Origin of the sequence: Vibrio brasiliensis LMG 20546 (assembly GCF_000189255.1) — a bacterium.
Lineage (GTDB): Bacteria > Pseudomonadota > Gammaproteobacteria > Enterobacterales > Vibrionaceae > Vibrio > Vibrio brasiliensis.
The window spans coordinates 21868-47689 of the sequence record NZ_AEVS01000101.1 but is presented as its reverse complement, the minus strand read 5'-3'; the positions used below and the strand labels follow the sequence as shown (position 1 = coordinate 47689).

The 25822-nt window shown below is 45.4% G+C and carries 17 protein-coding genes; 9 read left to right on the top strand and 8 right to left on the bottom strand.

Going from position 1 to position 25822, the window contains the following annotated elements; all coding sequences use genetic code 11:
- Window positions 1-3 precede the first annotated feature (3 nt).
- Window positions 4-1626, top strand: a complete 1623-nt coding sequence (locus tag RH46_RS18725) for an ABC transporter ATP-binding protein (RefSeq protein WP_006881094.1) — start codon at window positions 4-6, stop codon at window positions 1624-1626.
- A 169-nt stretch (window positions 1627-1795) separates the two neighbouring features.
- Here RH46_RS18725 and RH46_RS18720 read toward each other — a convergent pair whose 3' ends face one another.
- Both RH46_RS18720 and RH46_RS18715 read right to left on the bottom strand, forming a co-directional pair.
- The gene (locus tag RH46_RS18720) at window positions 1796-2101 is read right to left on the bottom strand and encodes a hypothetical protein (RefSeq protein WP_006881093.1); all 306 of its coding nucleotides are present in this window, start codon (window positions 2099-2101) and stop codon (window positions 1796-1798) included.
- A 109-nt stretch (window positions 2102-2210) separates the two neighbouring features.
- The gene (locus RH46_RS18715; protein ID WP_006881092.1) at window positions 2211-3110 is read right to left on the bottom strand and encodes a LysR family transcriptional regulator; all 900 of its coding nucleotides are present in this window, start codon (window positions 3108-3110) and stop codon (window positions 2211-2213) included.
- Window positions 3111-3265: 155 nt separating this feature from the next.
- Here RH46_RS18715 and RH46_RS18710 point away from each other — a divergent pair, with 155 nt between their 5' ends.
- From RH46_RS18710 to RH46_RS18690, 5 genes are all read left to right on the top strand, one after another.
- Entirely contained in the window at window positions 3266-4957 is a 1692-nt protein-coding gene (locus RH46_RS18710; RefSeq protein ID WP_006881091.1) for an L-lactate permease, read from the top strand.
- 162 nt (window positions 4958-5119) lie between these two features.
- Entirely contained in the window at window positions 5120-6259 is a 1140-nt protein-coding gene (lldD, locus tag RH46_RS18705) for an FMN-dependent L-lactate dehydrogenase LldD (protein WP_006881090.1), read from the top strand.
- A 99-nt stretch (window positions 6260-6358) separates the two neighbouring features.
- On the top strand, window positions 6359-9208 hold the full coding sequence (locus RH46_RS18700) for an FAD-binding and (Fe-S)-binding domain-containing protein (RefSeq protein WP_006881088.1): 2850 nt from the start codon (window positions 6359-6361) through the stop codon (window positions 9206-9208).
- Window positions 9209-9378: 170 nt separating this feature from the next.
- On the top strand, window positions 9379-10167 hold the full coding sequence (locus RH46_RS18695; RefSeq protein ID WP_006881087.1) for a PhzF family phenazine biosynthesis protein: 789 nt from the start codon (window positions 9379-9381) through the stop codon (window positions 10165-10167).
- Between the two features lie 163 nt (window positions 10168-10330).
- The gene (locus RH46_RS18690) at window positions 10331-10948 is read left to right on the top strand and encodes an esterase/lipase family protein (RefSeq protein ID WP_006881086.1); all 618 of its coding nucleotides are present in this window, start codon (window positions 10331-10333) and stop codon (window positions 10946-10948) included.
- Between the two features lie 30 nt (window positions 10949-10978).
- On the opposite strand, the gene RH46_RS18685 is transcribed toward RH46_RS18690, so the two are convergent.
- Window positions 10979-13729, bottom strand: a complete 2751-nt coding sequence (locus RH46_RS18685; RefSeq protein ID WP_006881085.1) for a M16 family metallopeptidase — start codon at window positions 13727-13729, stop codon at window positions 10979-10981.
- 163 nt (window positions 13730-13892) lie between these two features.
- On the opposite strand from RH46_RS18685, the gene RH46_RS18680 reads away from it, so the two are divergent.
- A complete protein-coding gene (locus RH46_RS18680) occupies window positions 13893-14234 on the top strand; it encodes an ArsR/SmtB family transcription factor (protein ID WP_006881084.1) in 342 nt (113 codons plus the stop codon).
- Between the two features lie 82 nt (window positions 14235-14316).
- Window positions 14317-15387, top strand: a complete 1071-nt coding sequence (gene arsB / locus RH46_RS18675; RefSeq protein WP_006881083.1) for an ACR3 family arsenite efflux transporter — start codon at window positions 14317-14319, stop codon at window positions 15385-15387.
- 312 nt (window positions 15388-15699) lie between these two features.
- Here arsB and RH46_RS18670 read toward each other — a convergent pair whose 3' ends face one another.
- The gene (locus RH46_RS18670) at window positions 15700-16662 is read right to left on the bottom strand and encodes a transposase (RefSeq protein ID WP_174263852.1); all 963 of its coding nucleotides are present in this window, start codon (window positions 16660-16662) and stop codon (window positions 15700-15702) included.
- 406 nt (window positions 16663-17068) lie between these two features.
- On the opposite strand from RH46_RS18670, the gene RH46_RS18665 reads away from it, so the two are divergent.
- Entirely contained in the window at window positions 17069-18055 is a 987-nt protein-coding gene (locus RH46_RS18665) for a cytochrome-c peroxidase (RefSeq protein ID WP_006881081.1), read from the top strand.
- A 55-nt stretch (window positions 18056-18110) separates the two neighbouring features.
- Here RH46_RS18665 and RH46_RS18660 read toward each other — a convergent pair whose 3' ends face one another.
- The 4 genes from RH46_RS18660 to RH46_RS18645 all read right to left on the bottom strand — a co-directional run bounded on the left by RH46_RS18660 (window position 18111) and on the right by RH46_RS18645 (window position 25776).
- Complete coding sequence (locus RH46_RS18660; RefSeq protein ID WP_040896238.1) at window positions 18111-20144, bottom strand: EAL domain-containing protein; 2034 nt, start codon at window positions 20142-20144, stop codon at window positions 18111-18113.
- Between the two features lie 266 nt (window positions 20145-20410).
- On the bottom strand, window positions 20411-21262 hold the full coding sequence (locus RH46_RS18655) for a mechanosensitive ion channel family protein (protein WP_006881079.1): 852 nt from the start codon (window positions 21260-21262) through the stop codon (window positions 20411-20413).
- A gap of 74 nt (window positions 21263-21336) precedes the next feature.
- Window positions 21337-22227, bottom strand: a complete 891-nt coding sequence (locus RH46_RS18650) for an OmpA family protein (RefSeq protein ID WP_006881078.1) — start codon at window positions 22225-22227, stop codon at window positions 21337-21339.
- A 15-nt stretch (window positions 22228-22242) separates the two neighbouring features.
- Window positions 22243-25776, bottom strand: a complete 3534-nt coding sequence (locus tag RH46_RS18645; protein WP_006881077.1) for a hypothetical protein — start codon at window positions 25774-25776, stop codon at window positions 22243-22245.
- Window positions 25777-25822 lie beyond the last annotated feature (46 nt).

Below are 25822 nucleotides of genomic sequence, written 5' to 3'. Positions count from 1 at the left end.
ATAATGTCACAGATGCCGATTCTTAAGGTCCGTAACCTATCCGTCAGCTTTACCACTAACGATGGTATTGTTGATGCCGTAAAAAATGTCAGTTTCGATTTGCTTAAAGGTGAAACACTCGCCATCGTTGGTGAGTCAGGAAGTGGTAAATCCGTTTCGACCAACGCTCTAATGCAACTGCTACCAAATAATGCATTGGTTCATTCACAATCCAGCATTGAGTTTGAGAACCAACAATTGCTTGATAAATCAGAGCAAGAGATGCAGACAATTCGTGGTGACCGCATCGGAATGATTTTTCAGGAGCCAATGACCTCCCTTAACCCATTTATGCGCGTTGGTATTCAAGTTGCTGAAGCCATTTTATGTCATCGTAGCGTTAGTCGTTCACAAGCGAAACAGAAGGTGCTTGAGTTATTTGATCTGGTCCATTTGCCGAACCCACAGCAGGCATACAGCAAGTATCCTCACGAGTTTTCAGGTGGTCAGTTACAGCGCATCATGATTGCAATGGCGTTAATTAATGAACCAGACATACTTATAGCTGATGAACCTACCACTGCACTGGATGTAACCGTGCAAGCGGAGGTGCTTAATCTAATCAAAGAGATTCAGCAAAAAATGGGGATGTCTATCCTGTTCATTACCCATGATTTAGGCGTAGTTAAACATCTAGCCGATCGCGTCATCGTCATGTGTAAAGGAGACGTAGTTGAAGAAGGCCAATGTGGTGAGCTCTTTGCTAACCCTCAGCACGAGTACACCCAAATGCTGATCAATTCGATTCCAAGCGGTAGTAAGGATCCTATTGAGCCTAATGCACCTGCTCTACTCAAAGCTGACGATATCCGCGTCAAGTTCCTGGTTAAGAATCACTTCTTACCGAGTCGTGCTCAATATTTTGAAGCGGTTAAAGGTATTTCTCTTGAACTTAAACAAGGTGAGACGCTTGGCATTGTTGGTGAGTCAGGATCAGGTAAATCAACACTTGGCCGCGCACTGATAGGGCTACTTCCGTCGACAGGTCGCATCGAGTTTAAAGGGCAGGATGTTAGCCAACTGACACAACAACAGCGTTTTGAACTGAAGAAAGATGTACAAATGGTGTTTCAGGACCCTTATGGCTCACTTTCACCACGTATGACCGTCGGTGACATCATTACTGAAGCGCTAACGGTCCACCAGCCTCAATTGACTAAGCAGCAGCGTATGGAACGTGCGCGCAAAGCACTGGAAGAAGTTCGTCTCGATCCCCATTCAATCAACCGCTATCCGCATGAATTTTCCGGTGGCCAGCGTCAACGTATTGCGATTGCCCGTGCGCTTATTTTGGAGCCGTCATTCATCCTGCTTGATGAACCGACTTCTGCACTCGACCGCTCGGTACAGTTAACGGTGATTGATTTGCTCAAAGACTTGCAGAAGAAACACAACATTGGTTTTGTCTTTATCAGCCATGACCTCAGCGTGGTTAAAGCGCTATCCGATCGAGTGTTGGTGATGCAAAAAGGCACGGTAATGGAACATGGCAGTGCTGATGATATTTTCCATAATCCGAGCAGTGATTACACCAAGAAACTTATTGCTGCGTCATTTGAATTGGAAGAATCCACTGAAGCCGCCTAGACTTAAATAATTCGGTTTGGCCGCCGACGAAAAAGCCGACGCATGGAAGCGTCGGCTATTTTTATATCCATAGAACAGGAATCGAACAGCAAACGATTTATTAATCCGTTTACACTTTTGGCAATTATTATTGTTAGCCAGAAAAATAGCCTAAATAATATCGCTCAATTTATTTATTCTCATCCCGCTCCCCTCGCTGTATCGCTTGATCTTGTAGCCGTTTCAATTCAGCTAAAGATTCATGCAACAAGCCAAGCTTTGAAGTAAGTTCAGTCAGGAGAAGAGGTAGTGCAGAGTCTGTGACCGGGACCGTTTCAATCATCTCATCGATTATTTTCTGTTGATCCAATGCAAACTTCTTATTTCTCCAACTCACTTTGTCCGAGGATATATAATCCGAAATAATCTCACCTTTAAACTGATTAATTTCTTCGTCAGATTTTTGTGACAATTGAGAAATGGTTATCCTTTCCATACGCCACTCCTTTATATAAGACGTAACGTCAATACTAAGAGCGGCCCGAATAAAAAAGCAATCTATCAACAAAAAATCTTACTTTTCGTACAAGTTAATTGGGCGATATTTAAAAGTAGTGTGAGATAGCCAAATAACGTGCTCGTATATGTTCAATCAGTAATTTCACTTTATTTGGCGGTTGGCGGGTAAAAGGATAAACCGCATAAATACCGAGCTTTTTACCTACCTGCTCAGGAAACAAATCCACCAGTTGACCATTGCGGATATCGTGATAAACCAGACAACGGGGCACGTAAGCAATACCATGACCACCCAGAGCGGCTTTGCGCAGCGCAGTAGCGTTATCGGTCGAGAAACTACCACTGACTCTGATAATGTAGTTACTCTGTTCAGATTTAAACTCCCATTCACTGGCACCGGTAGTTTGATACGCATACTGCAGGCAATTATGCAGAGTTAAATCTTGCGGCTCGATAGGCTTTCCATTGCGGGCAATATAAGACGGTGATGCACACACTACCCATTGAGAATCTAAAATATGTCTGGCAATCAGGGAGGAATCTTCAAGATAACCAGTGCGTATCACTAAGTCATAACCCCCTTCCACCAGATCAACAAAGCGATTATCGAGCGACATATCCACTGACAGCCCAGGATGGAGGTTGCAAAACTCGGCCACCGCGTCAGCCAGAATCAAATCACCGGAGATTGACGGCACCGACATCTTGATATGACCACTGACATTTTCACCAAAGCCTGAAACTGCATCCATAGCCTCTTGGGCGGCCTGTTTCACATTTTTGGCACCACTGGTTAACGCTTTGCCCGCCTCAGTGAGGGTTAATTTACGCGTTGTGCGATATAATAGCTGAACGCCAATCTCTTCCTCTAATCGGGCAATTCTTTTGCTAACTACCGAATTTGTAAGGTTATTTATTTCAGCAACCTTACTAAAACTACCCAATTCTACTACCTGAGAAAACAGGATTAAGTCATCTGCTCGCATCGATTATGTCATTTTTGGAATTAATTATTTTCATTATTTCCCTATATCAATAAAAAATAAAGGGGTAAATTCACCGCAACTTAACAAAATTGTCACAAGTATAAAATCTAAGAGGCTTCGAAGAGCCCAGATTAAAGAACGTAAAGGATGTACCAATGAGTGAAACAATGCTTGCTCTCGTGGCCTTCTCACCAATTGTGGTGGCAGCCATACTACTCGTCGGCCTGAACTGGCCTGCAAAACGTGCCATGCCTGTGGCATTTGGTTTAACTGTTGTCATTGCCCTATTCGCCTGGGATATGTCAGCGACACGCGTACTGGCGTCGGTTTTCCAGGGATTAGGAATTACCGTATCTGTACTATGGATTGTGTTTGGTGCAATCTTCTTGCTTAACACCTTAAAACACACTGGCGCAATCTCTACTATTCGTAACGGATTCACCAATATCTCCCCTGACCGCCGTGTACAGGCGATTATCATTGCCTGGTGTTTTGGTTCATTCATTGAAGGGGCATCTGGTTTCGGCACACCGGCAGCCATTGCAGCCCCATTACTGGTCGCTATTGGTTTCCCTGCCCTGGCAGCTGTTTTGATGGGGATGATGATCCAGTCAACCCCGGTATCTTTTGGCGCTGTTGGTACACCGATTATCGTCGGCGTTAACAAAGGCCTGGATACACACAACATTAGTGAAGCATTATTGGCAAACGGCTCGACATGGGACGCGTACTTACAGCAAATCACTTCAAGTGTGGCGCTTATTCATGCAGGTGTTGGCACATTGATGCCAGTACTGATGGCAATGATGCTGACACGCTTCTTCGGTAAAAACCGCAGCTGGAGCGAAGGTCTTGATATCCTTCCATTCGCTATCTTCGCTGGTCTGTCATTCACCATTCCATATGCTCTTACCGGTGTATTCCTCGGCGCAGAGTTCCCATCGTTAATTGGTGGTCTGGTTGGCCTGTCAATCGTAGTCTCTGCAGCAAAACGTGGATTCTTAGTGCCAAAATCAACGTGGGATTTCGAAGATGAAAACAAATGGCCTGCTGAATGGTTAGGTTCCCTGAAAATCGACCTCAAAGAGAGCACTTCTAAACCTATGAGCATGGCGCTAGCCTGGCTACCTTATGTGCTTCTGGCGGTTGTATTGGTTGCCAGCCGAGTCAGCGCAGACTTCAAAGCAATGTTAGTCGGTGTCAGCCTTTCATTCAGCAACATCCTCGGAGAAACTGGTATCAGCGCGGCCATTCAGCCTCTATACCTTCCGGGCGGTATTCTGGTGTTTGTTGCTCTGATTGCGGTGCTACTGCAATCACGTAGTGCTGCCCCACTGGCTAAAGCGTTTGGTGAATCAAGCAAGACACTGATCGGTGCTGGTTTTGTGCTTGTATTCACCATCCCTATGGTGCGTATTTTCATCAACTCAGGAATTAACGGTGCAGATCTGGCAAGCATGCCTGTTACTACCGCTAACTTTGCCGCTGGCTTAGTTGGTGACGCCTTCCCTGCACTAAGTGCAACTGTAGGTGCATTAGGGGCGTTTATCGCCGGTTCAAACACCGTATCTAATATGATGTTTAGCCAGTTCCAGTTTGAAGTCGCTCAAACCCTGACCATTTCGAGTGCCGTAGTCGTCGCACTACAAGCCGTTGGCGCGGCAGCGGGTAATATGATTGCTATTCACAACGTCGTCGCAGCATCAGCAACCGTTGGCCTGCTAGGTCGTGAAGGAGCAACGCTACGTAAAACGATTATTCCGACAATCTACTACCTGGTAGTGACAGGGATAATTGGTCTGGTCGCAATTTACGGCCTGCAAATTACTGACGCACTAATGCAATAACTACTTGTTCTATGGCGTTAATACTCTAATCCCCTGACAAGAACCTTGCGAATGTGAAAACGCTAGCAATTCCAGGAGTATTAACGCCACCTTACTTAAGATGTCGACCATACTAACCCTTCAAAGAAAGGGGTCTGAAAAAAGATTAATAGGAATGACTTTATGATTATCTCTGCCTCAACTGATTACCGTGCCGCCGCTAAAGCCAAGCTTCCTCCATTTCTATTTCACTATATTGATGGCGGCTCTTATGGTGAGCACACTCTACGTAAAAACACTGAAGATCTCGCTGACATCGCGCTAAAGCAGCGTGTGCTAAATAACATGGAAGATCTGAGTCTGGATACTGAGATATTCGGCGAAAAGCTTTCGTTACCTATTGCCCTCGCTCCTGTCGGTCTAACTGGCATGTACGCTCGTCGCGGTGAAGTTCAGGCAGCAAAAGCAGCAGCCAATAAAGGCATTCCTTTTACAATGTCGACAGTCTCTGTCTGCCCTATCGAAGAAGTTGCACCTGCCATTGAACGTCCGATGTGGTTCCAGCTCTACGTACTCAAAGACCGTGGCTTTATGAAAAACGTTCTTGAGCGTGCTAAAGCCGCAGGTGTTACCACACTCGTATTTACGGTTGATATGCCGGTACCCGGTGCGCGTTATCGGGACATGCACTCTGGCATGAGCGGTCCAAACGCTGCAGCACGCCGAGTTTTTCAGGCAATGCGTCACCCAAGCTGGGCTTTTGATGTGGGTCTGTTTGGTAAACCTCATGATCTGGGCAATATCTCTACGTATCGTGGCGAACCAACTAAATTAGAAGACTACATTGGTTGGTTAGGCGCTAACTTTGACCCGTCAATCTGTTGGAAAGACCTCGAGTGGATTCGCGATTTTTGGGATGGTCCTATGGTGATTAAAGGCATTCTTGACGAACAGGATGCGAAAGACGCAGTTTCATTTGGTGCTGATGGCATTGTTGTTTCTAACCACGGCGGTCGTCAGCTCGACGGTGTTCTTTCTACCGCTAAAGCTCTGCCAAACATTGCAGATGCAGTAAAAGGTGATCTGAAGATTTTTGTCGATTCTGGTATCCGCACTGGTCTTGATGTGGTTCGTATGCTGGCGCTGGGCGCCGACTGTACCTTACTTGGTCGCTCTTTTGTTTACGCCCTTGCCGCTCAAGGTCAGGCTGGCGTAGAAAACCTGCTTGATCTGTATGAGAAAGAGATGCGTGTCGCCATGACTCTGACCGGAGCTAAGAGCATTCAAGATCTTGGTCGCGATTCACTGGTTAACATCAAATAATGACGATAGGTGTCATAGCCAAAACATCTTAGCTGTGGCACCTTTAAACTGCTGAAAAGAAAAAATAATACCGACAGCAGCATGCACAAGGAAGCCAACATGTCGAACCATACTACCGATTCAAACCGCGATGGTCTTTACCAGCAGTTACAGTCTCTGCTTGCGGTTGAGATAGATCCAAAGCGCATCATCACTCAACACGCCAAACGCCTCGCTTACGGCACCGATGCCAGTTTTTATCGCCTTATTCCTCGCATCGTATTACGCCTTAAAACACTTGATGAAGTGATTTACACCATCCAGTGCTGCCGCGAAATGAATATTCACTTTACCTTCCGCGCTGCTGGTACCAGCTTATCCGGTCAGGCTGTTTCCGACTCAGTTCTTATTACCCTGACCGACGACTGGCGTAACCACCAGATCATCGATGATGGTGATAAAATTCTTCTCCAGCCAGGCGTGATCGGCGCAGACGCTAACAAGTATCTGGCCCCCTTTAAGCGCAAAATTGGTCCTGATCCAGCCTCAATTAACACCTGTAAAATTGGTGGTATCGCGGCGAATAACGCCAGCGGTATGTGTTGTGGAACCGCGCAGAATTCTTACCGAACTATCGACTCGATTAAAGTCGTTTTCAGCGACGGTACACTATTAGATACCGCCAGCCAGCAAAGCATCAGCGCATTTAAGACTACTCGCCCAGACATCATCGAAGGCCTAAACGCTCTGGTGCAAGAGACTCAACAAAACGATGAACTGCGTGAACTGATTAAGCATAAATATCGCCTCAAAAACACCACGGGCTACGCGTTGAACGCCTTAGTCGACTTTAGCGATCCTATTGAAGTGCTAGAGCACCTGATGATTGGCTCTGAAGGCACTTTGGGCTTTATCGCAGAAATTACTTACAACACTGTAATCGAGCATGATTTTAAAGCCTCAACCCTATTAGTCTTTGCCGACATTGAACAAGCATGTCAGGCCGTCACTACCTTGTCGCATACCCCTGTGGCAGCGGTTGAGCTGATGGACGGACGTGCCCTTCGTTCTGTAGCCGACAAGCCTGGAATGCCAGAGTTTATTCAAACTCTCGATCTTGAGGCCGCGGCGATTCTGGTAGAAACTCATGCCAGCAATCAAGCGGATATTGATGAGCAATGTCAGCAGATCATGGCATCACTGTCTGATTACAACATCATTGAATCAGTCCCGTTCACACTGGATCCGAAAACCGTTGCCACCCTATGGGGGATACGCAAGGGCATGTTCCCTGCGGTGGGAGCAGTACGCGAAGTCGGAACAACAGTCATTATTGAAGATGTCGCCTTCCCGGTTGAAAACCTCGCCAATGGCGTACGCGATCTTCAGGCTCTATTTGATAAATACGACTACAGTGAAGCGATCATCTTTGGCCATGCCCTTGAAGGTAACCTTCACTTTGTCTTCACCCAAGGATTCGACTCTCAACAGGAAGTGACGCGCTACGGTAACTTTATGGACGACGTCGCTGATCTGGTCGCGGTTAAGTATCAGGGTTCTCTAAAAGCAGAGCATGGTACTGGCCGTAACATGGCACCCTATGTTGAGCTGGAATGGGGCAAAGCTGGCTATCAATTGATGCAAAAAATCAAAGCGCTTTTCGATCCACAAGGATTACTTAACCCCGGCGTTATCATCAATGATAATCCACTGTCTCATATCGAAAACCTCAAGCCGATGCCAGCCGCAGACCCACTAGTTGACCGCTGTATCGAATGTGGCTTCTGTGAGCCTGTCTGCCCGTCGCGCACTTTAACCCTTTCTCCTCGCCAGCGTATTGTGCTCTATCGTGAACTGCAGCAACGTCGTGCTCTTGGCGAAGAGACCGCAGCTACAGAGTTAGAACAGATCTTTGAATATCAGGGTATCGACACCTGTGCAGCCACGGGTTTGTGTGCAGATAGATGCCCTGTTGGTATCAACACCGGCGACTTGGTTAAACAGCTGAGAACCGCTAAGTACAAGAAATTTACGCCGATTGCTAAATGGACAGCAGACCATTTTGCAACCACCACTGCTTTAACCAGAGGCTCGTTAAAGGCCAATCAGATCGCCGTTAAAGTGTTAGGTGAAAGCAGTGTATCCACTCTGACTAATGGCGTACGCAAGATTGCCAACAATAAGACCCCGGTTTGGTTGCCAGAAACACCACAAGCAAACAGTCATAAGTTAACCAAAGCGATGGAGTTGTTAGTACGTTCAGATAAAAAGGTCGTCTACCTTCCTTCATGTGCATCAAGGACAATGGGACAACAAAAAGATGCGGCTGACCAACGCTCACTGACCGAGGTGACATTGTCACTTATTAAGAAAGCTGGATATGAAGTGATCATCCCAGACTCACTTGATGATCAGTGTTGTGGCATGCCCTACGACAGTAAAGGCATGACTGATATCGCTATGGCGAAAGCGCAACAGCTGGAAAATGCGTTGTGGAAAGCAAGTTACGAAGGCGAGTACCCGGTTCTGATGGACACCAGTCCTTGCGCTAAGCGCAGTATTGAGAACTTCACCAAGCCAATGGAGGTACTGGAGCCTGCGGGTTTTGTCGCAAAGTATTTACTGGAACACTTAACTATTACACAAAAGCAAGAGACGGTAATGCTGCATGTCACTTGTAGCTCTCGTCGTATGGGACTGGATAACACCATGATCTCATTAGCCAAAGCGTGTGTATCAGATGTGGTTGTGCCTGAGCATATCTCTTGCTGTGGCTGGGCTGGTGATAAGGGTTTCACCACACCAGAACTCAATCAGGCAGCCGTTCATCCACTAAAAGAACAGGTACCCGAGGGGTGTCAGCGCGGTTTCAGTAATAGTCGTACTTGTGAAATAGGCTTGTCTCATCATAGTGGTGTGCCGTATCAATCGATCCTCTATTTGGTGGATGAAGTCAGTCAGGCACAATAAAGTGAGAAAGCTAATGAAATAGTGTTCGAACGATTGCAACAGAAGTATGAATCACTTAGATCTTGACCTCAACTCTGCACTCTTGCTAAGACTTGGGTAGTTGGAAAGCGTCATAATGACGCTATCCAATTAATAGCATATACATCAACAACCAACAGCAAGGAGTAGCTATGGAATACGAAGTATTTGTATGTGATTCTTTCACTGAGCGGAAATACAGTGGAAACCCTGCAGCGGTAGTTCCGGTCAACGAGTGGCCTCACGAACAACTGATGCAGAACATCGCGACTGAGAACAACCTGTCCGAGACTGCATTCATCAAGCCAATCGGTGAGAATCATTACGAAATTCGTTGGTTCTCTCCTTTATGTGAAGTCGATTTCTGTGGTCACGCAACACTAGCGTCAGCTTATGTTCTGTTTAATCATTTTGACGCAGGTGAAATCATTCGCTTTGAGACACTTCACGTTGGCCAATTGGTTGTTGACCATGACCTGACAGGTCGCATCTTTATGACTTTTCCTTTGCTCAAGCCGATAGAAATAGCCGCACCATCTGATCTGGCTGAAGGGTTATCTATCCAGCCAGTAGAGGTGCTCAGAAATCAGCAAGCTTATTTTGCCATCTATAACAACGAGCAAGATGTTATCGATCTACAAACCAATAACGAGCATTTAAAAAAGCTTGCTCCTTATGATGTGGTCGCCACCGCTGCCGGAGACGAATATGACTTTGTCTCGCGCTACTTCTGGCCTGCAAATGGTGGTGACGAAGACCCTGTTACAGGCTCAATCCATGCCGGACTAGCCCCCTTTTGGGCTGAGCGTTTAGAAAAATCGAACCTTAAAGCATATCAGGCCTCAAAGCGTGGTGGCGTTTTATACTGTCACGTTGAGCCGGAGCGCGTCGTAGTATCGGGCTACGCTGTGCTCTATTCCCACGGTAAGATTTACGCGTAAAGCCTATTTCCGGCAGTTAGCGAATCACTAACTGCCCGTTTTTCTTTGTTATTTCCCCTCACTCGCATAAGCCTACAAACTCACACAATCTGATATTTTTTTAGATGCTTTTCTTTGCCGAAAATGGTTAGATGACTTCACACCAAATGTTGTAGGGAGTCGTATGAAAATCATTATCTTACATGGTCTATATATGCACGGGATGGTCATGCAGCCGCTCAGTCATCGGCTCCGAGATTTCGGCTACCGAACAAAAATTCTCTCGTATAACAGTGTGGCTATTGATGAGAAAACGGTCTTCGAGCGAATAGATAACGCTTTGTCATCTGAGATGCCAAATATATTAGTGGGTCATAGCCTTGGTGGACTGGTGATCAAACACTATCTTGAGTCTCGCCAGTTTAGCGAGCAGCAAGTATCCCATGTCGTCACAATTGGCTCTCCAATCCAGGGGGCTTCAATTGTTACCCGCATTCAGGAGCTAGGTATGAGTGTGATACTGGGAAATGCACCATCATTTGGCTTACAGAAGCACGAAAGTGACTGGACCCTGCCGCAAAAGCTTGGCTGCATCGCAGGAACCCTACCTTTAGGAGCCCGTTCCTTACTGATGATGGATAATAAGATGATGTCCGACGGTACAGTAACCGTCGATGAAACCAAAATTGTCGGTATGACAGACCACGTTGAGATTCGTAGCAGTCACACGAGTTTGATATACACCTCTCTGGTTCCCCAGCAGATTGATCACTTCATCCAGAACGACTGTTTCAGGCATTAAAAAAGCAGCGATTAATCGCTGCTTTTTCCGTTAAGGCTTTGGTGTCAAACTGTATTTGGATTTAACACTACCTTGACCAAATATCTGTTCGATTCGATCGTCAATTTCTTGCTTAGTAATTGACCTGGTCATGGCTTCAACATCCGTTAGAGCCTCTACACCATAACCGTGAATCAAGTAACGAGTGTAGAACCATACTCTTTGAACAGAGTCATCATCGATTGGTTCAAGGGCAACTGCGAGCTGCTTAGCGACCAGATCCAGCTCGTTTTGAGTCACGCCTTGTGTCATCTCCACAACCACTTGATCAACGGCTTGCTCGATTTTGCTGATGTCTTTCGGTGCTACCTGAGCTTCAATAAACCAGTCAGTGCTAGGTTCACGGTCTTGAGAAGCGCTATAAGCATCAGGGGCATAGTCAAGGCTCAACTCTTCACGCACATAGCTATTAAGCTTCTTAGATAGCAGACGCTGAATCATGTCATCAATAAACGCATTACGTACGCTGCTCACATCGGCTTCGGAGTTGATAGATCTAAGAAGATAAAAGCTGTTCTGCTCATTATTTACAGCCAGATCGATGCGTGGTTTAGGTTGCGACTGATAACCAGCTACATATGACGCTTGAGGTGCAGTGTTGAGCGGAATAGAAGCGATATAGTGGCTAATCAGAGGTTCTAACTCTTCAGCAGTAATATCACCAATAACCACTAGCTTATTGCCACGGTCATAATCAAACAGTTGATCGTAAACCTGCTGTACTTGGGTTTCGGTTACCATCGCCAGCTGTGGCGCTGTGATCATCTTATGGCGGCTATCCGCAAGATAGGTATTGTCATTGATTGACTTGTTCCATTGACCAATAGGTGTCTCCAGATAGCTCTGCAACTCCTCTACTTTTTCGCGAGCAACTGTCTCTACCTGACGTTTATCTACCTTAGCGTTAGTGGCCACGTTAAACATCACGTTGAATGCATCAGCGAGCTTTGCTTTAGGTGCAGCGATTTCTACACCGTGATGGCTAAAACCGACAAATGGATAAACTTCAATTGTGTTGCGTTCAAGATAAGCATCAAACTGAGTACCGTTGAATTCGCCTACCCCACTGCGCGAGATAGCGGCAACGGCAATTTCCGACGCTGGATATAAATTAGCTTCCAGAGCAGCAGTTCCACCTTTACTTGCGTAAATGAAGTTAACGTAGTCACCCGCTGTAGTATCCTGCTCAAACCAGACTTCGACACCATTAGACAGATTCCAGACAGTGAAACCAGTATCAGTCTGCTTCTTAGCAGTGATAGTGCCACTCGCCTGCGGCTGAGCTAACTCAGAAATAGAAGCGGCCATGGCGAGTGGTTTAACGCCAGCTTGTTTAACCTGCTTACGCAATTGAGGCAGCTGACTCTCTAGTACCGGGATCTCAGCGGCATTATCAGCACCTAGCACAATAGAGAACTCTTCAGACAACAGCTGATTTAACGCCTCGTTAAGCTTCTCATCAGTAGCAAGTTCGATAAACTCAATCAGGCTTTGTTGGTAATCTTTCTTTGACTGAGTGGTCTCGCCAAGTGAAATAACGTTAACCATCTGATTGGCAAAATCGACTGCCGATAGCTGCTGCCAATTATAATCAACATTGGTCGCCGCTTGGTTGAAAGAGGCCATTACCCTTTCAATCTCTTGTGCCGTAACACCATAATCACGCAATGAAGCCAGTGTTTGACTAAACAGTCGCTGTGCTTGCTCTCGATCTTGTGCCGAGAAGCTTACAGAAATCAGAGCGTAACGGCGTTCGTTGAGATAATAGGTAGATGAATAGAGATCCTGCAGTGGTGTCGCATGCTCGTTAAATTTAGCGTCAAGTCGATTCCAGATTAGTTGTGTCACCACTTCATCTAACCACTGTTCATGCAGTTGACTACGGTTATGAATATTCGCAGGACCGCGCTCAACAAACAGACTCATACTTGGTGCGTCGAACTCACCAACCTCTGCGGTAAAATCTCGCAAAGATAGTTCGACATCTTGCTTGACCTGTTGTTTGGCATCCGGTGTTTGCTGCCAGTCGCTAAAGTATTTTTTAACCAATGCCGTCGCTTGTTCTAGGTCAATATCACCAGTAACAATGATTTCTGTTGACTGAGGCTGATACCAGGTTTGATAAAATGCTCTGATTGACTCTGACGTTGCGCCATCCACAGACTGCTGGTTTCCGACTGGATCTAAGTTTTCTAACGGGGTGCCTTTGGTCAGAAAATCATAATACTTTCCTTCCAGAGATTTATGCTCAGGGCTAGTGCGGCGAATTTCACCTTGTATCACGCCCTTCTCTTTCTCGACTTCATCAGCAGCCAGTGTCAAACCGTCTGCAATATCTCTCATCCATTGAACGCCAGTTTCAACTTCCACACTATTCGGCAAATCAAGCTCATACACTGTTTCGTAGGGTGAAGTGTAGGCGTTCATATCCGCGCCAAAAGTCAGCCCAGTTTTCTCGAAAAACTCAACGATATCACTAGAACTGAAGTGTTCAGAACCATTAAAGGCCATATGCTCCAAAAAGTGTGCATAGCCTTTCTGTTGCTCGGTTTCTTGCGCCGAACCAACATGAACATACATTCGAATCGATACCGACTCATCATCCAGAGGATAAAAGTGGTAACGAACGCCATTTTCAAGTGCACCACTTGTCCATTGAGGATCTTGTTGAATTGGGACTTCAACTTTAGGTTGACTACAACCTACTAGCAAGAGTGCTAGGACATAACAGATTATTCTCATAGCCATACTTCATTGTTATAAAAATCACGTCAAATATATCCCAGACCAATCTAAATATTAAATAATTGGCGTCAGTTAAATCATTATTCTGAACCAGTTGCAGAATTGAGATTGGAGGCGTATCATCAATCGCAATTCGACGATTAACTATTGGATAGAAAAAATGTCCAACTCATGCAGCCGTGTTAATGAACAAGCGTTTAAATCTACAGAGCGTGAATTAGCTCAAGAGCTACAACTTGCAGCTCAGGCTAAGGCCCTGTCACACCCAGCCCGTGTTCGAATAGTAAAAATACTACTCAACCTGGAAAAGATGGGCGGATGCCTTAATAGCGATCTGGTTTCTGAACTGGGCTTAGCTCAATCAACGGTGTCTGAGCACTTACGCATTCTTAAGCAAGCCGGATTCATTACTGCGCAATCAATTCCACCTAAGGTGTGCTATCGAGTCAACAAGGACGAGATCAGTCACTTCTCTAACTTGTATAACACGATATTCAGTTAAACATTTTCATGGCAAGCAGACGTTTGCCATTTATTATTACCAATAAATCGTCATTCGACGATAAACGAAAGAGAGTTTTACTATGAGCTCAGATATCACAAGTCATACTGGCCCTTCAGCCGCGGTCAAAATGAGCTTCTTAGATCGTTACCTTACAGTATGGATATTCGTGGCCATGGCTGTGGGTATCACCATCGGAGTCGCATTCCCCGATGTCGCCAACTGGAACGAATCGATGACGGTTGGCAGTACCAATATCCCGCTGGCAATCGGCCTGATTCTTATGATGTATCCCCCACTTGCTAAGGTGGATTACAAGTTGCTTGGAAGCGTCACCAAAGACAAACAAGCTATCAAACTGTCTCTGATTATGAACTGGATTGTTGGTCCGATTCTTATGTTTGTGCTTGCCTTGACCTTTCTTGGTGACAAGCCAGGGTACATGGTCGGAATTATCCTTATCGGCCTTGCTCGCTGTATCGCTATGGTACTGGTTTGGAATGATATAGGCGGTGGTAATAAAGAATATGGAGCGGCGCTTGTTGCACTAAACAGCGCGTTTCAGATTGTCTCATACAGCTTTATGGCCTGGTTATTCATCACAGTGTTGCCCCCACTGTTAGGTTACCAAGGCTTTGACGTTGACATTTCAATGTTAGACATTGCTGAGAGCGTGCTGATTTACTTGGGTATCCCTTTCTTGGCTGGTTTCTTAAGTCGAAAATGGCTTACTGCAGCTAAAGGAGAAACCTGGTACAACGAGGTGTTCATTCCACGTATCTCCCCTATCACGCTAATCGCATTACTTGCGACAATCGTGCTGATGTTTAGCCTAAAAGGTGAAATGATCTTTGATCTACCTCTCGACGTAATCCGTGTGGCTATCCCACTGGCTATTTACTTTGTGGTGATGTTTTTTGTTAGCTTCTTAGTTGGTAAAAAGCTTGGCATCGAATATGACAAAAATGCCTCTATCGCTTTTACCGCAACTGGCAACAATTTCGAACTTGCAATCGCGGTAAGTATCGCTGTATTCGGCCTCAACTCTGACCAAGCCTTCGCGGGCGTGATTGGCCCCCTAATTGAGGTGCCTGTCCTGATAGCACTGGTCAATATTGCGCTGAGGATGAAGCAGAAGTATTACAGAAGTTAAAAATTCACGAATTGATGCGCCTGTCCTGTTTAACGCTTTTTAAAAGGACAGGCATGATTAGAATCCGAATTGATGCGCCTGTCCTGTTTAACGCTTTTTAAAAGGACAGGCATGATTAGAATCGGCAAGTTTGGACAAAACTTGGCATACAGTGAAGACGCACTGGTGTGAATTAAAAGAAAGCTGCGGACTCGCCGATGATTGTTGGTCTGATTTGGGTTCTGAGTACGAATTTGACAAATAGTGAGAATCCAAGCTGACTTTTAGCTTGGTTTGACTTCCAATACTTTTGTGCCGATCTGCTGTTTCAGACTAACCATCCAACTTAAACAGATTGATTCGCAGCCGGTTCAACGTACCTTTGGCAAGCATCGCGTTCTGTGAACAACCGACTAACGTATTTCGTCTTCGCTCTAATTTTTTACAAGCTTCAAGCCACTTCAGTTGGTTTACGTTGAGTCGTTTTAAAATTGGGGGCACCTTTTCGCTCAAACTGACTTTATCTTCTTTTAACTGCCGCGCAGTCCAATCAACCAACTCGATGTAATCAATGAGCCTAAAGGGGATTCCATCTTGCTGTCTGGTCGACAAGTTACCTATGAATGGATGCAGACATGGAGCTGTAGCTTGCTGTTTGTTCAGTGCGTCTAACCTTGCCTGAATCGAGGTATAATCTGATGTTTCCGGAGTCTTCGCGATGCCCGATCTTAGCGGGTTTAAGTCGACATACGCCATAGCCGCTGCGAGTGCTTGTTCATCTAACAAAGCTTGGCTTTTAAAGCGACTTTCCCAAAAATGACCTGTGCATTCATCTTCTTTATTCGCTTGACAGGCAATGTCATAATTGAGTTCTTTCATAAACCAACTCAGGCTCCATAAGCGTTCTCGCCATGAATCAATAATCTTCAGACACACTTCATTCTCAATACTGCTGGTGAGTTGCCCTTCTAACCATCTGGTTACAATATATGGAAGTTTGTGCTCTTGCTTCCAGCGTTCAACCACTTCTCGATCAGATAATCGTAAAGCTTTCCCTCTATTGATATGGACAACTAAGTGATAGTGATTGCTCATGATGGCGTAGGCGCAGATATCGATACAATAGACTTGTGACAAAGCAAGCATCTTGCGCTTAATCCACGATCGACGATGTTCATAGCTACGGAGTGTGAGGGGATCTTCTCCACAAAGAAAACTACGTCTGACACAACGAGAAACGCAATGATAGTAAGGGGTAGCATCGACACATAACTGTTGTTTTCTCGCAGTTGTCATATGTATATCCATCTAGTGATCAGTTCCATTCAGGTTAAGAACCTCGACTGGGCACTGCAATCATCTAATTGTTGGCCTCTGACGGAGGTATCAACAACTCATCCTAATTTCATCCTTTATGGTGTGTGTCCTGATAAAGGGAGGTGTGACTTTGACCTAAATCAACAAAATGTTCGATGCTATTTATTGCGTATTTGTTAACAGAAAGTGATCTTCAACTCGCGAGATAAGTAAATTCAAGCTGCGCAAGAATTGACCATTTTTAACATCGTTTTTCGCCATAAAAACCATCGATTTTTTGCATTTTATCGAAAAAATCGATTGATATACCGTGACTTCCACAACGCACCATCAAGAAGTGCGTGCCACTAGTGAGATTGAAAAATCACTGAAAAAGGAAGTTATTATGAAAACGATTATTGCAGTGAGTGTCTTGTCCATCATCTCTTTCGCAGTCCACGCAGAGCGTCAGGCAGGTGAACCCATCAAGGTTATAGAGCCAGTGGCAGGGCTCGATGCCAACAAGGTAGAGTTGGGAAAAACCTTATGGTTTGAGCCGCGTTTGTCCGCCTCCAACACCATCTCTTGTAACTCTTGCCATAACATAGCAAAAGGTGGCGTCGACAACTTGCCAAGCTCTATTGGTCACAAATGGGCGATTGGTCCAATCAACTCACCAACAGTGTTTAACTCAGACTTGAACTTCGTACAGTTCTGGAATGGACGAGCAAAAGACCTGCAAGAGCAGGCAGCAGGACCGATTGAAAATCCACTCGAAATGGCATTTAGCCACCAGCTTGCCATCGATACTCTCAAATCGATTCCGCAGTATCGCCAGTGGTTCAAGCAAGCTTATGGCAGTGAAACAATCACCATTGATAATGTCACTGACGCCATTGCTACGTTTGAGCAGACCTTACGCACACCCAATGCGCCCTTTGATCTATGGCTGAAAGGAGACGATAAGGCGTTGACCATTACTCAGGTGGAAGGCTACAACCTATTCAAAGAGAAAGGTTGTACCGCCTGTCACAGCGGTCCCTTGGCCGGCGGTCAGATGTATCAAAAAATGGGACTGGTGAAACCTTTTGCAACGGATAATCCAGATGTGGGCCGTAAAGCGATTACTGGTAATGAGTTCGACAAGTATGTGTTCAAGGTACCGACTCTACGTAACATCGAACTGACCTATCCGTATTTCCATGACGGTTCCGTTTGGGATCTACAGCAAGCGGTAGAAATGATGGCAGACTTGCAGCTCGGTCAAAAGCTGACAAAAGATGAGTCGATCAAAATCACTGAGTTCCTGCGTTCTTTAACCGGTGAACAACCGCAAGTGACGCTGCCTCACCTGCCTCCTTCGACCGACGAAACAGCTCGTCCAAATATCTGATCTAAAGAGCATAAACAACAAAGGAGCCGTATCAGGCTCCTTTGAGTATTAAGCGTTAGCTATTACAAAACACCACTTGCTGACAAACCTGATCAAATGGCATTGGCTTATAGAAATAGTAGCCTTGAATTAAAGTGATTCCCTGCTGAGAGACAAAATCAAGTTCCTCGTCAGTTTCAACCCCTTCAACGACGATTTCTGCTCCTGTTATACGAACCAGTTCGCTAGTCAGTCGGAACATTTCTCGCCCATGTTTGTGTTTTAAGTTAACCACTAATGATCGGTCAATCTTCACTTTGTCGAACTCGTACTTACATAAATGTCCGATGGAGGAGTAACCTGAGCCAAAGTCATCAAGTGCAATCTGAATGCCCTTCTCTCTTAGTTGAGTAAAGACACTCCAGGTTGTCTGCTCATCTTGGATAAGTAACTCTTCGGTGATCTCTAACTCGACTTGTTCAAAATTTAAGGCACTGTTTTCTATCAGGTCTATCACTATCTCAGCAAAGTTTGGCACCAGAAATGTCTCTGGCGAAACGTTAATAGAGATTTTGAACGTCGCGTTTGGCGCCAATGGTGCCACTTCTTTCAACGCACGCTTGATCACCCACATATCCAAATCAGATGTCAGACCTAACTTAGCGAAACTAGACAAGAAAGTCGGAGGGGTTATGGTGCCATCTTTACTACGATGCCTAATCAGAACTTCTAAAGAAGAGACACAGTTCTTGTCGTTGTTTACTTGCGGTTGATAAAAAAGAACAAACTCTCCACTACGTTGCAAGTTGCTAATATCCGTTTGAGCAAGCAGGTTACCACTCATGTTAGGCAACAACCCAATCACACTACGATTGTTGCCTATCTCTTCGTAATTAAAAAACTCGTCAGATGAGCCTTTGGTAAACACCGCATGGCTACCCGAAACCCTATCCATCTGTTTAAAAAACGGCAGATAGATAGCGATACCAATAGCGATGATCACAAGCTGGAGTATTGAGCCACTAATGTGCCCATCCGTTGCGATATAACCACTGATAAGAGAGGGAGTCATCCAGCTTACGAACTCAGAAACAGGGGCAACCATACCTAAGAGTGTTGCTGTATATGCGACCACAATGGCGACTAATGGCGTGAGCAAAAACGGAATAATCAATACCGGATTAAATATCACAGGTAAACCAAACAGCACAGGTTCGTTGATGTTGAACAAACTTAGGATCAATGTCGCCCCAGCTAAGGTTCTGTAGCCTTTGTTCTTAGTGAAAAGCAACATACACAGCACCAGGCTCAGAGTATTTCCCGCTCCCCCTATCCCTGCATAGATATCGTAAAAACTACTGGTAAGGATCGGTAGGTCACCACCCACTGCTTTATATGAGTTGAAACAGTTCACTGAGACTTCATACAACTCATTTTTGTAGCTAGCCAGCAGCACATGACCATTGATACCAATTGTCCATAGTAGACTACGAATGAGCTCATACCATAAGCCACCAAGCAGTGAATCAACGCCAATTGAAGGAACCCAATCAAGGACTGGCAAAGCCAATACCAATTTTCCAATCAGATGACCAATAAAGACAAAAGCAGACACTAAAGCAATAGTGCCGAGAATAAGGTTTATCGATTGGTCAACGACATTTGGTAAAGCTGAATCCAGAAATACTCGTCTGCGCATCATATGCTTAACAGCACAAGCCACTAACAAAGGCGTCACGATCGCCAGTGGGTAACTGGCAGGTAAGATGGAACCCGGATGGAGCAATCCCCACTCGTTACACAAGATTACGTAAACCAGTACCGACGGTGTGACTACATTGGTGCGTGAAAGATTGTGTAGACGAGCCAAAAATAGCGCGTAGTAAATAAGCAGTAGCATTGGAAACAGTTTCCAAACCAGTCTGCTAACAAACAACAGATAATCGGCTTCAGATTCAAAACCCCAGATCATCAGCCCGTTGCCAATTAAGGTTGCAAAGGCAGAGAGCAGTGAAACGGGTAATAACATCACGAAGACATTACATAAGCCGTTAAGATAAGTGTTTTCCGAGAAACGGGAAAAGACTCGATATATTAAAGAGGTGTTCATTAAGGACACTAATAGCCAATAGATTTAATAAATTACGCACATCATCTGTACGCATCCATTGCCTGACGCAGCATATCCTTAATGAAGTTTTTTGTATCCTTTGGCTGCGCGCTACGCTCTCAATAGACGACTGAGCTCATATAGGCAATTGCGCGCACCATACTCTTTTTTTTACCAAATCTCGAATGCAATGTTTTGTCGTAACAATAACCAGCATTAATCAAATAACCCAAGGTTATCACCGCCAAACTCAAGATTGCCCCGACCTATTCCTCAGCTTTTTTCTCAGGGAAATGTTGCTCATACAGCGCCATAAAATCCGCTCTGATCTCTTGCTCTAAGTGCGTTGCCTTATCGGTCGGGCAAAACAGCATAAAGTGAACAACCTGCTCCCCGGTGCCACCACTTGTGATGTGAATATGAGGTTCAGAACCTGGCAAGTCGACGCCAGCATGCTTTTCGATCATAGCGTTGTAGCGTTTTGCAACTTCGCTAAAGTAGTTAATGTGTTCATCAATCTTCTCCAGCATCAAAGGAACCAGCGGGTAGAGGTTGACGAACTTAGGGACAATAATTGCGAAGTCATGATAGACATAGCGCTTCATGAAATTGAGATTCTTAACCGGGTAGGTAAAGAACATACTGTTAGGTAGCGTCGCTGTTTTGCCTGTGTAGTGATATTGGCCATGGTAGAGATCAATCTCCTGAATAACCGTCGCCATCATGTTGTGTTCGATCACTTCACCACAGATTTTACCGACTTCAATCCAGTCGCCAATGCGAAATGAACGTGAACTGGCACGTTGAATAGATCCGGTGAAACAGAGAATAATCTCTTTCGATGCCACAACTATCGCAACAGCAATTGCCGTAACTGAGAGAGCAAACTCGTTGATTTCAGACTGCCAAAGGACAAACAGCAGCAGTACCAGAGTAATAAATGAACCGTTTTTGGTTCGCGACATCCAACTGCGCTGGTCTTCTGATACAAAGGCATCATCGCCGCGTATCATCGACAATATCAACCGACGAATCAGTGAGATGATCATAATGATCAAAACGGTAAAAAGTAATTTGTGAGTTAGAAGAAAATCGATGACTGCTTGTACTTTCTCCACGCTCTGCTCCTGCTTAGTGATTGTGAAAAAGGGGCCGTTAGCCCCTTTTTAAATTGTTGGTTCGAGTGAACTGGTTACTCGGGTAACTCACCCTCTTTAAAGACAACAAACGCACGTCTATTGAGTGCATTGGCATCAAGATCTTGCTCTTGAGTCACCGGGTTCAGCTCGCCGAATGACTTAACTTCCCATACAAATTGACTCGGGTCTAGTTTAGTCTGCAAATATTGCATTACGGATTCCGCTCTGAGTTGAGCGAGCTTCTCATTGTAACTGATTGAGCCTTGATAATCGGTATGACCAGCAATTAACACCCTGCCGTTTAAGCCAGTTAAATTGCTCGCAAACTCATCAAGTGAGGCTTTATCGGCTGGGTTAAGTTGTGCTTTATCAAAATCAAAATGTGATGTCATCGCGACGTAGACTTTACGCTCAGGCTCTGGTGGCTCACAGAAGATGTTTTCCTGCTGAGTCTGGGTCTGCTCAAATATCACATAAGCACGACGGTTTTCAGCGTTGGCTTGTTTAGATACTCCTTCCACCAGCGGCTTGGATTCACCGTAATATTTCACTTCCCAATCGTAACGTGATGCATCTAGCTTACTTTGCATATACGCTTTTACTGCCTCAGCTCGGCGCAGTGACAACTTGACGTTGTAATCATCAGAGCCCTGGTAGTCGGTATGACCAACTATCGAAATCTGACCATGTAGTTTGCCAATACTTGCCATCAGTTGATCAATGGACTGTTTGTCTTGCTCCTTCAGCTCAGACTTATCGAAGTCAAAATGAGAAGCCATAGCAATGCGGATATCTCGCTCTGGTACGATGCATTCGCGGATAAGGAACTTCTCGACCTGAGGATCGCCAAACTTATCTATGTTCTCTTTACTGACATAAGTGTCCGTTGAGCACGCCGTTAACCCTAGCGCCATGCCAATTACCAACAAAGTGTTGAGTTTCATTGTCATACAAATCCTTTAAATCTTACCAATTAGGTTGATAAAGACACCTTTGGCATTGTAATCATCGTCATTGGCAAGGTTGCTATCAAAACCTGAGAAGTTATAGCCAATACCGACCTTAAAGTTGTCTGATAGATGCTTGTTAACTGAGATTAATGCGCCATGCTCAAGCTCATCGTTAAGTGTGTCCGTCTTCCAGTGATATTCACCTGTGACATCCCACTCTTTAATCACATGATAAGAAGCGCTCAGGCCGTACAAGTTAATATTGCTTTCGACCGTTTCAACATTGCCAGAGGCACGCTCGAAGTCTTCCTTCTTATCTTTATGCGCGTATTTAGCACCCACATCCACTTTCGCGTTAACGGAGTAAATCCCCTCAACCTCGATGATATGAGACTCTTCATTGCTGTAATCGACATCGCGGTCAAGGTTGTCCAGATCGGCAATGTAGGTATAACGGCTAAGCAGATTCAATCTATCATTGTAAATTGGACGGTAGGCCAGACCACCCGTTGCTTCCACAAAGCGTTCTAAGGTCTCGTCCGTCTCTTTGCTGATTGACTTGGAATAATTGAACTTACCAAACAAGGTATATTCTTCGGTTAAGTTCTGCGTGTAGCGGTTGGTGGTGACGAACTGGTCTACACGACGCTTGTTAACATCGACATTCTCGTTACCTTTATCGACACGATACTCTATCTTGTGTTTGAGGTTAACGTCGTCAATATCGATATTTGCAGTGAAAGTCACCGCTTTGCGCTCAGTGACCTCTAGCTTGGTCGGGTCGATTTCGTTCTTCTTCTCGATTTCACCCTGCTGATAACCGATACCAAAGTCGACATCATCACTCATGTCATAGCCGAAGCCAAATGAATCGATCTGGCCTTTGCCGTTGTTTTCATCAACAAACTGATTTTCCTGATAGAAGTCGACATTGGAAGTCAGGTCCGCGCGCTGACCTACTACAACATTGTTGGTACCTTCGTAATTGTCATCAGTATAGGTAACGTATGTGGTGTAGTTCTCGGTAATGTCGTAACTTGCTGTCGCCTCAGTCGCGTCACCTCGATCGCCTGTGGTGTATTCCGCACCAAGGGAGAGATCTTCAAACACGCGGAACTCTGCACCAACCGAAACACTGTCGTTATCATCGTACTGGCTGGTTTTATCGACTGTCGACTGACCTTTAACATAGACGCTGTTGTCGCTATCCCAAATATAGTCGGCTCTTAAGCCAGCTAAAGTACCCTTACCTTTTTCGTTTTCACGATTCAGCTCATCAACCTGTTTAGCTGCAGCGGACACTTTTACATGCTCGGTTAGCTTAAACTGAGCTTCCAGTTCAGCCTGTTGGGTATCGGTCTCTTTAGTGCCATCAAGCTCTGTCTCTTCAATCGACGTGTAACGAGTGGCAAAGCTTAATCGGTCAGACGCTTGCAGTCTCAGCTCTGTACCATAAGACAATTGTTCTAAATCGTCACTCTGGCTGGCATAACTGTAACCCGCATCTTTTGATTTATACCAGGCCTTAACATCGTTACCTACCGCGCCAAAAATGTTAGGCGCAATGTCATATAGGCTGGCAACACCCTTGACCTGAATAGAGTCACCTTTACGCTCATCGAAATCTTCACCGATTGGGGTAAAGGTCAAACCGCCATCAAAGGAGACAAAGTTAGAATCGGTCTGACGACCTTCACTGTGCGCCCATTCCGCTTTGATGTAAGTGCCTTCAGTTGCGCGTAAGGTTAAGTCTGCACCAGATGACTCATAGTTCTGACCATCACGCTCTTCCGTCGCGTAGTTAACACCAACACCAATGTAGTCGTTTAGCCAACCCTTGGCACGACCACCATAGGTGAGCGAATCTTTGACATCTGAACCTTTTGGCACATACTCATAATCTACCGCCAGATAGTTTTCAAACCCATCGGCTGGCGTATCGTCAATCACACTGCCAAAACTATCTGAAATAATATTGCTCAGTGGACGCATTAAGATGATACGGCCCTGATACGGGTCAATTTCATAGTCGCGTCCTGATTGCAGCGGCACTTCTCGCTCTGAAATTCCCGAGTCTTTGTTCACTACCTTAACGTAGACTTTGTCACTTCCCGGTACTAATTCTCCATGACGCAAGAAATACAACGAGCCGCCTGTGCCGAGAAACTCATCATGGGCAAACGACGAATCGGCGGAAGCAGCAAAACCAACGATGTTCAGTCTGTCTTCACCATATTTAGTGGTAGAGCGGGTGCGGTAATCGCCTTTAAAGCCATACAAGCTACGGTTGTAGTCGTTGTTGTCCGTACCAGTCAGGCCTGTGTTGTAGTTACCCCATAACACACGCGATTTATCGTACTCTAAGTCGAAGTAGACTTTGCCTTTGGTATTGACCACTTTATGAATGTTGGCGCCATCACCATAATCGCCATAGTAAAGTTCGTCGTCATCTTCGAGGATATCGAACACACTAGAGTCTTCAGCAGCAAATGGATGCTTGAAGATGTCTTTGATCTGGCCATCTTTGCTATCAAAATGGGTGGTGATACGCAGCTTGTCACCAAACTTACCCTGGCTGAAGTAAGCGACACGCCCCTGGTTATAAACATCGTCCTGATACTGGTCATTAACGCCTAACGCGCCAGTGTCACCAGTAACGCGGTTTTTGCCGATATACATATCTGCCAGACCAGCCTGAGCATAATATGTGTCTGGAATTCGCACATACAGCTGATAGCGGCGCTCATCGCCGTTATCAAAGATAACTTTGGTTGGGAAAAGGTACGCATCCGCAGGTAGGAACTGCTCGGCGTAGAGTTCACCATCTTCAACTTCAAACTCATCTTCGCCAATCACAACTTTATCGACGCCCTTAAGCCCGGTTCCGATAAATTTAGCCAAACCTGAATTGGTCGGAATATTGTGACGCATTAACTGAGCACGGCCGAAGCTTCGTGCCAACTGCTCTTCGCTTTGATTACGTTCGATATCAACTTCAGAGGCCGGACGAACTAGATCAATCACACCGATAGTGGTGATATCCATGTTGTCGTCTTTGTCCCAAGCCTTGAATCTGAATTGCAGCTGATTACCCACTTCAAACGCGTAGTCGATGTCCGTGCTGCCATCCCAACTGATATCGATATCATTCGCTACCTCTGTACCTTCAATCACCTTAAGTGGCTGAGACAGGCTACGATCTTCCCCGCGGAAGATCTCGATTTGGTAGCGCTTCATGTAGTAGCTGTAGTTTGAGCTGACCGTAAAATTCACCGAATCAGATAGTTTGCCCTGCTCCACTTCCAGTTCATCACCAACACTGACATCCAGTACAGGTTCAAAACGGGTGATATCACGGCTGGCCCAAATCGCCCCTTCATCAAGGTAAATACGTGAGCTATCTTCTTGCTGATGAACCTCCACCTCTATGCCGGTGGTGTCCGTATCAAGCTTTTCCAACTGACTGGTGTCTTTTGCCACTACCATTACCGGAATGGCAGCCATAATACTCACTGCCAGACGAGTCATTTTGAATGTTTTCATAGTTCTTCCGCCAATCGCGTTTGTTTGTCGTTATTGTTATTCACGA

Coding starts and splice junctions, on each gene's coding strand:
- RH46_RS18680 (WP_006881084.1), top strand. CDS start 13,893: ATGTCCAACTCATGCAGCCGTGTTAATGAACAAGCGTTTAAATCTACA.
- RH46_RS18700 (WP_006881088.1), top strand. CDS start 6,359: ATGTCGAACCATACTACCGATTCAAACCGCGATGGTCTTTACCAGCAG.
- RH46_RS18725 (WP_006881094.1), top strand. CDS start 4: ATGTCACAGATGCCGATTCTTAAGGTCCGTAACCTATCCGTCAGCTTT.
- RH46_RS18720 (WP_006881093.1), bottom strand. CDS start 2,101: ATGGAAAGGATAACCATTTCTCAATTGTCACAAAAATCTGACGAAGAA.
- RH46_RS18670 (WP_174263852.1), bottom strand. CDS start 16,662: ATGACAACTGCGAGAAAACAACAGTTATGTGTCGATGCTACCCCTTAC.
- RH46_RS18710 (WP_006881091.1), top strand. CDS start 3,266: ATGAGTGAAACAATGCTTGCTCTCGTGGCCTTCTCACCAATTGTGGTG.
- RH46_RS18645 (WP_006881077.1), bottom strand. CDS start 25,776: ATGAAAACATTCAAAATGACTCGTCTGGCAGTGAGTATTATGGCTGCC.
- RH46_RS18695 (WP_006881087.1), top strand. CDS start 9,379: ATGGAATACGAAGTATTTGTATGTGATTCTTTCACTGAGCGGAAATAC.
- RH46_RS18650 (WP_006881078.1), bottom strand. CDS start 22,227: ATGAAACTCAACACTTTGTTGGTAATTGGCATGGCGCTAGGGTTAACG.
- RH46_RS18685 (WP_006881085.1), bottom strand. CDS start 13,729: ATGAGAATAATCTGTTATGTCCTAGCACTCTTGCTAGTAGGTTGTAGT.
- RH46_RS18665 (WP_006881081.1), top strand. CDS start 17,069: ATGAAAACGATTATTGCAGTGAGTGTCTTGTCCATCATCTCTTTCGCA.
- arsB (WP_006881083.1), top strand. CDS start 14,317: ATGAGCTCAGATATCACAAGTCATACTGGCCCTTCAGCCGCGGTCAAA.
- RH46_RS18715 (WP_006881092.1), bottom strand. CDS start 3,110: ATGCGAGCAGATGACTTAATCCTGTTTTCTCAGGTAGTAGAATTGGGT.
- RH46_RS18690 (WP_006881086.1), top strand. CDS start 10,331: ATGAAAATCATTATCTTACATGGTCTATATATGCACGGGATGGTCATG.
- RH46_RS18660 (WP_040896238.1), bottom strand. CDS start 20,144: ATGAACACCTCTTTAATATATCGAGTCTTTTCCCGTTTCTCGGAAAAC.
- lldD (WP_006881090.1), top strand. CDS start 5,120: ATGATTATCTCTGCCTCAACTGATTACCGTGCCGCCGCTAAAGCCAAG.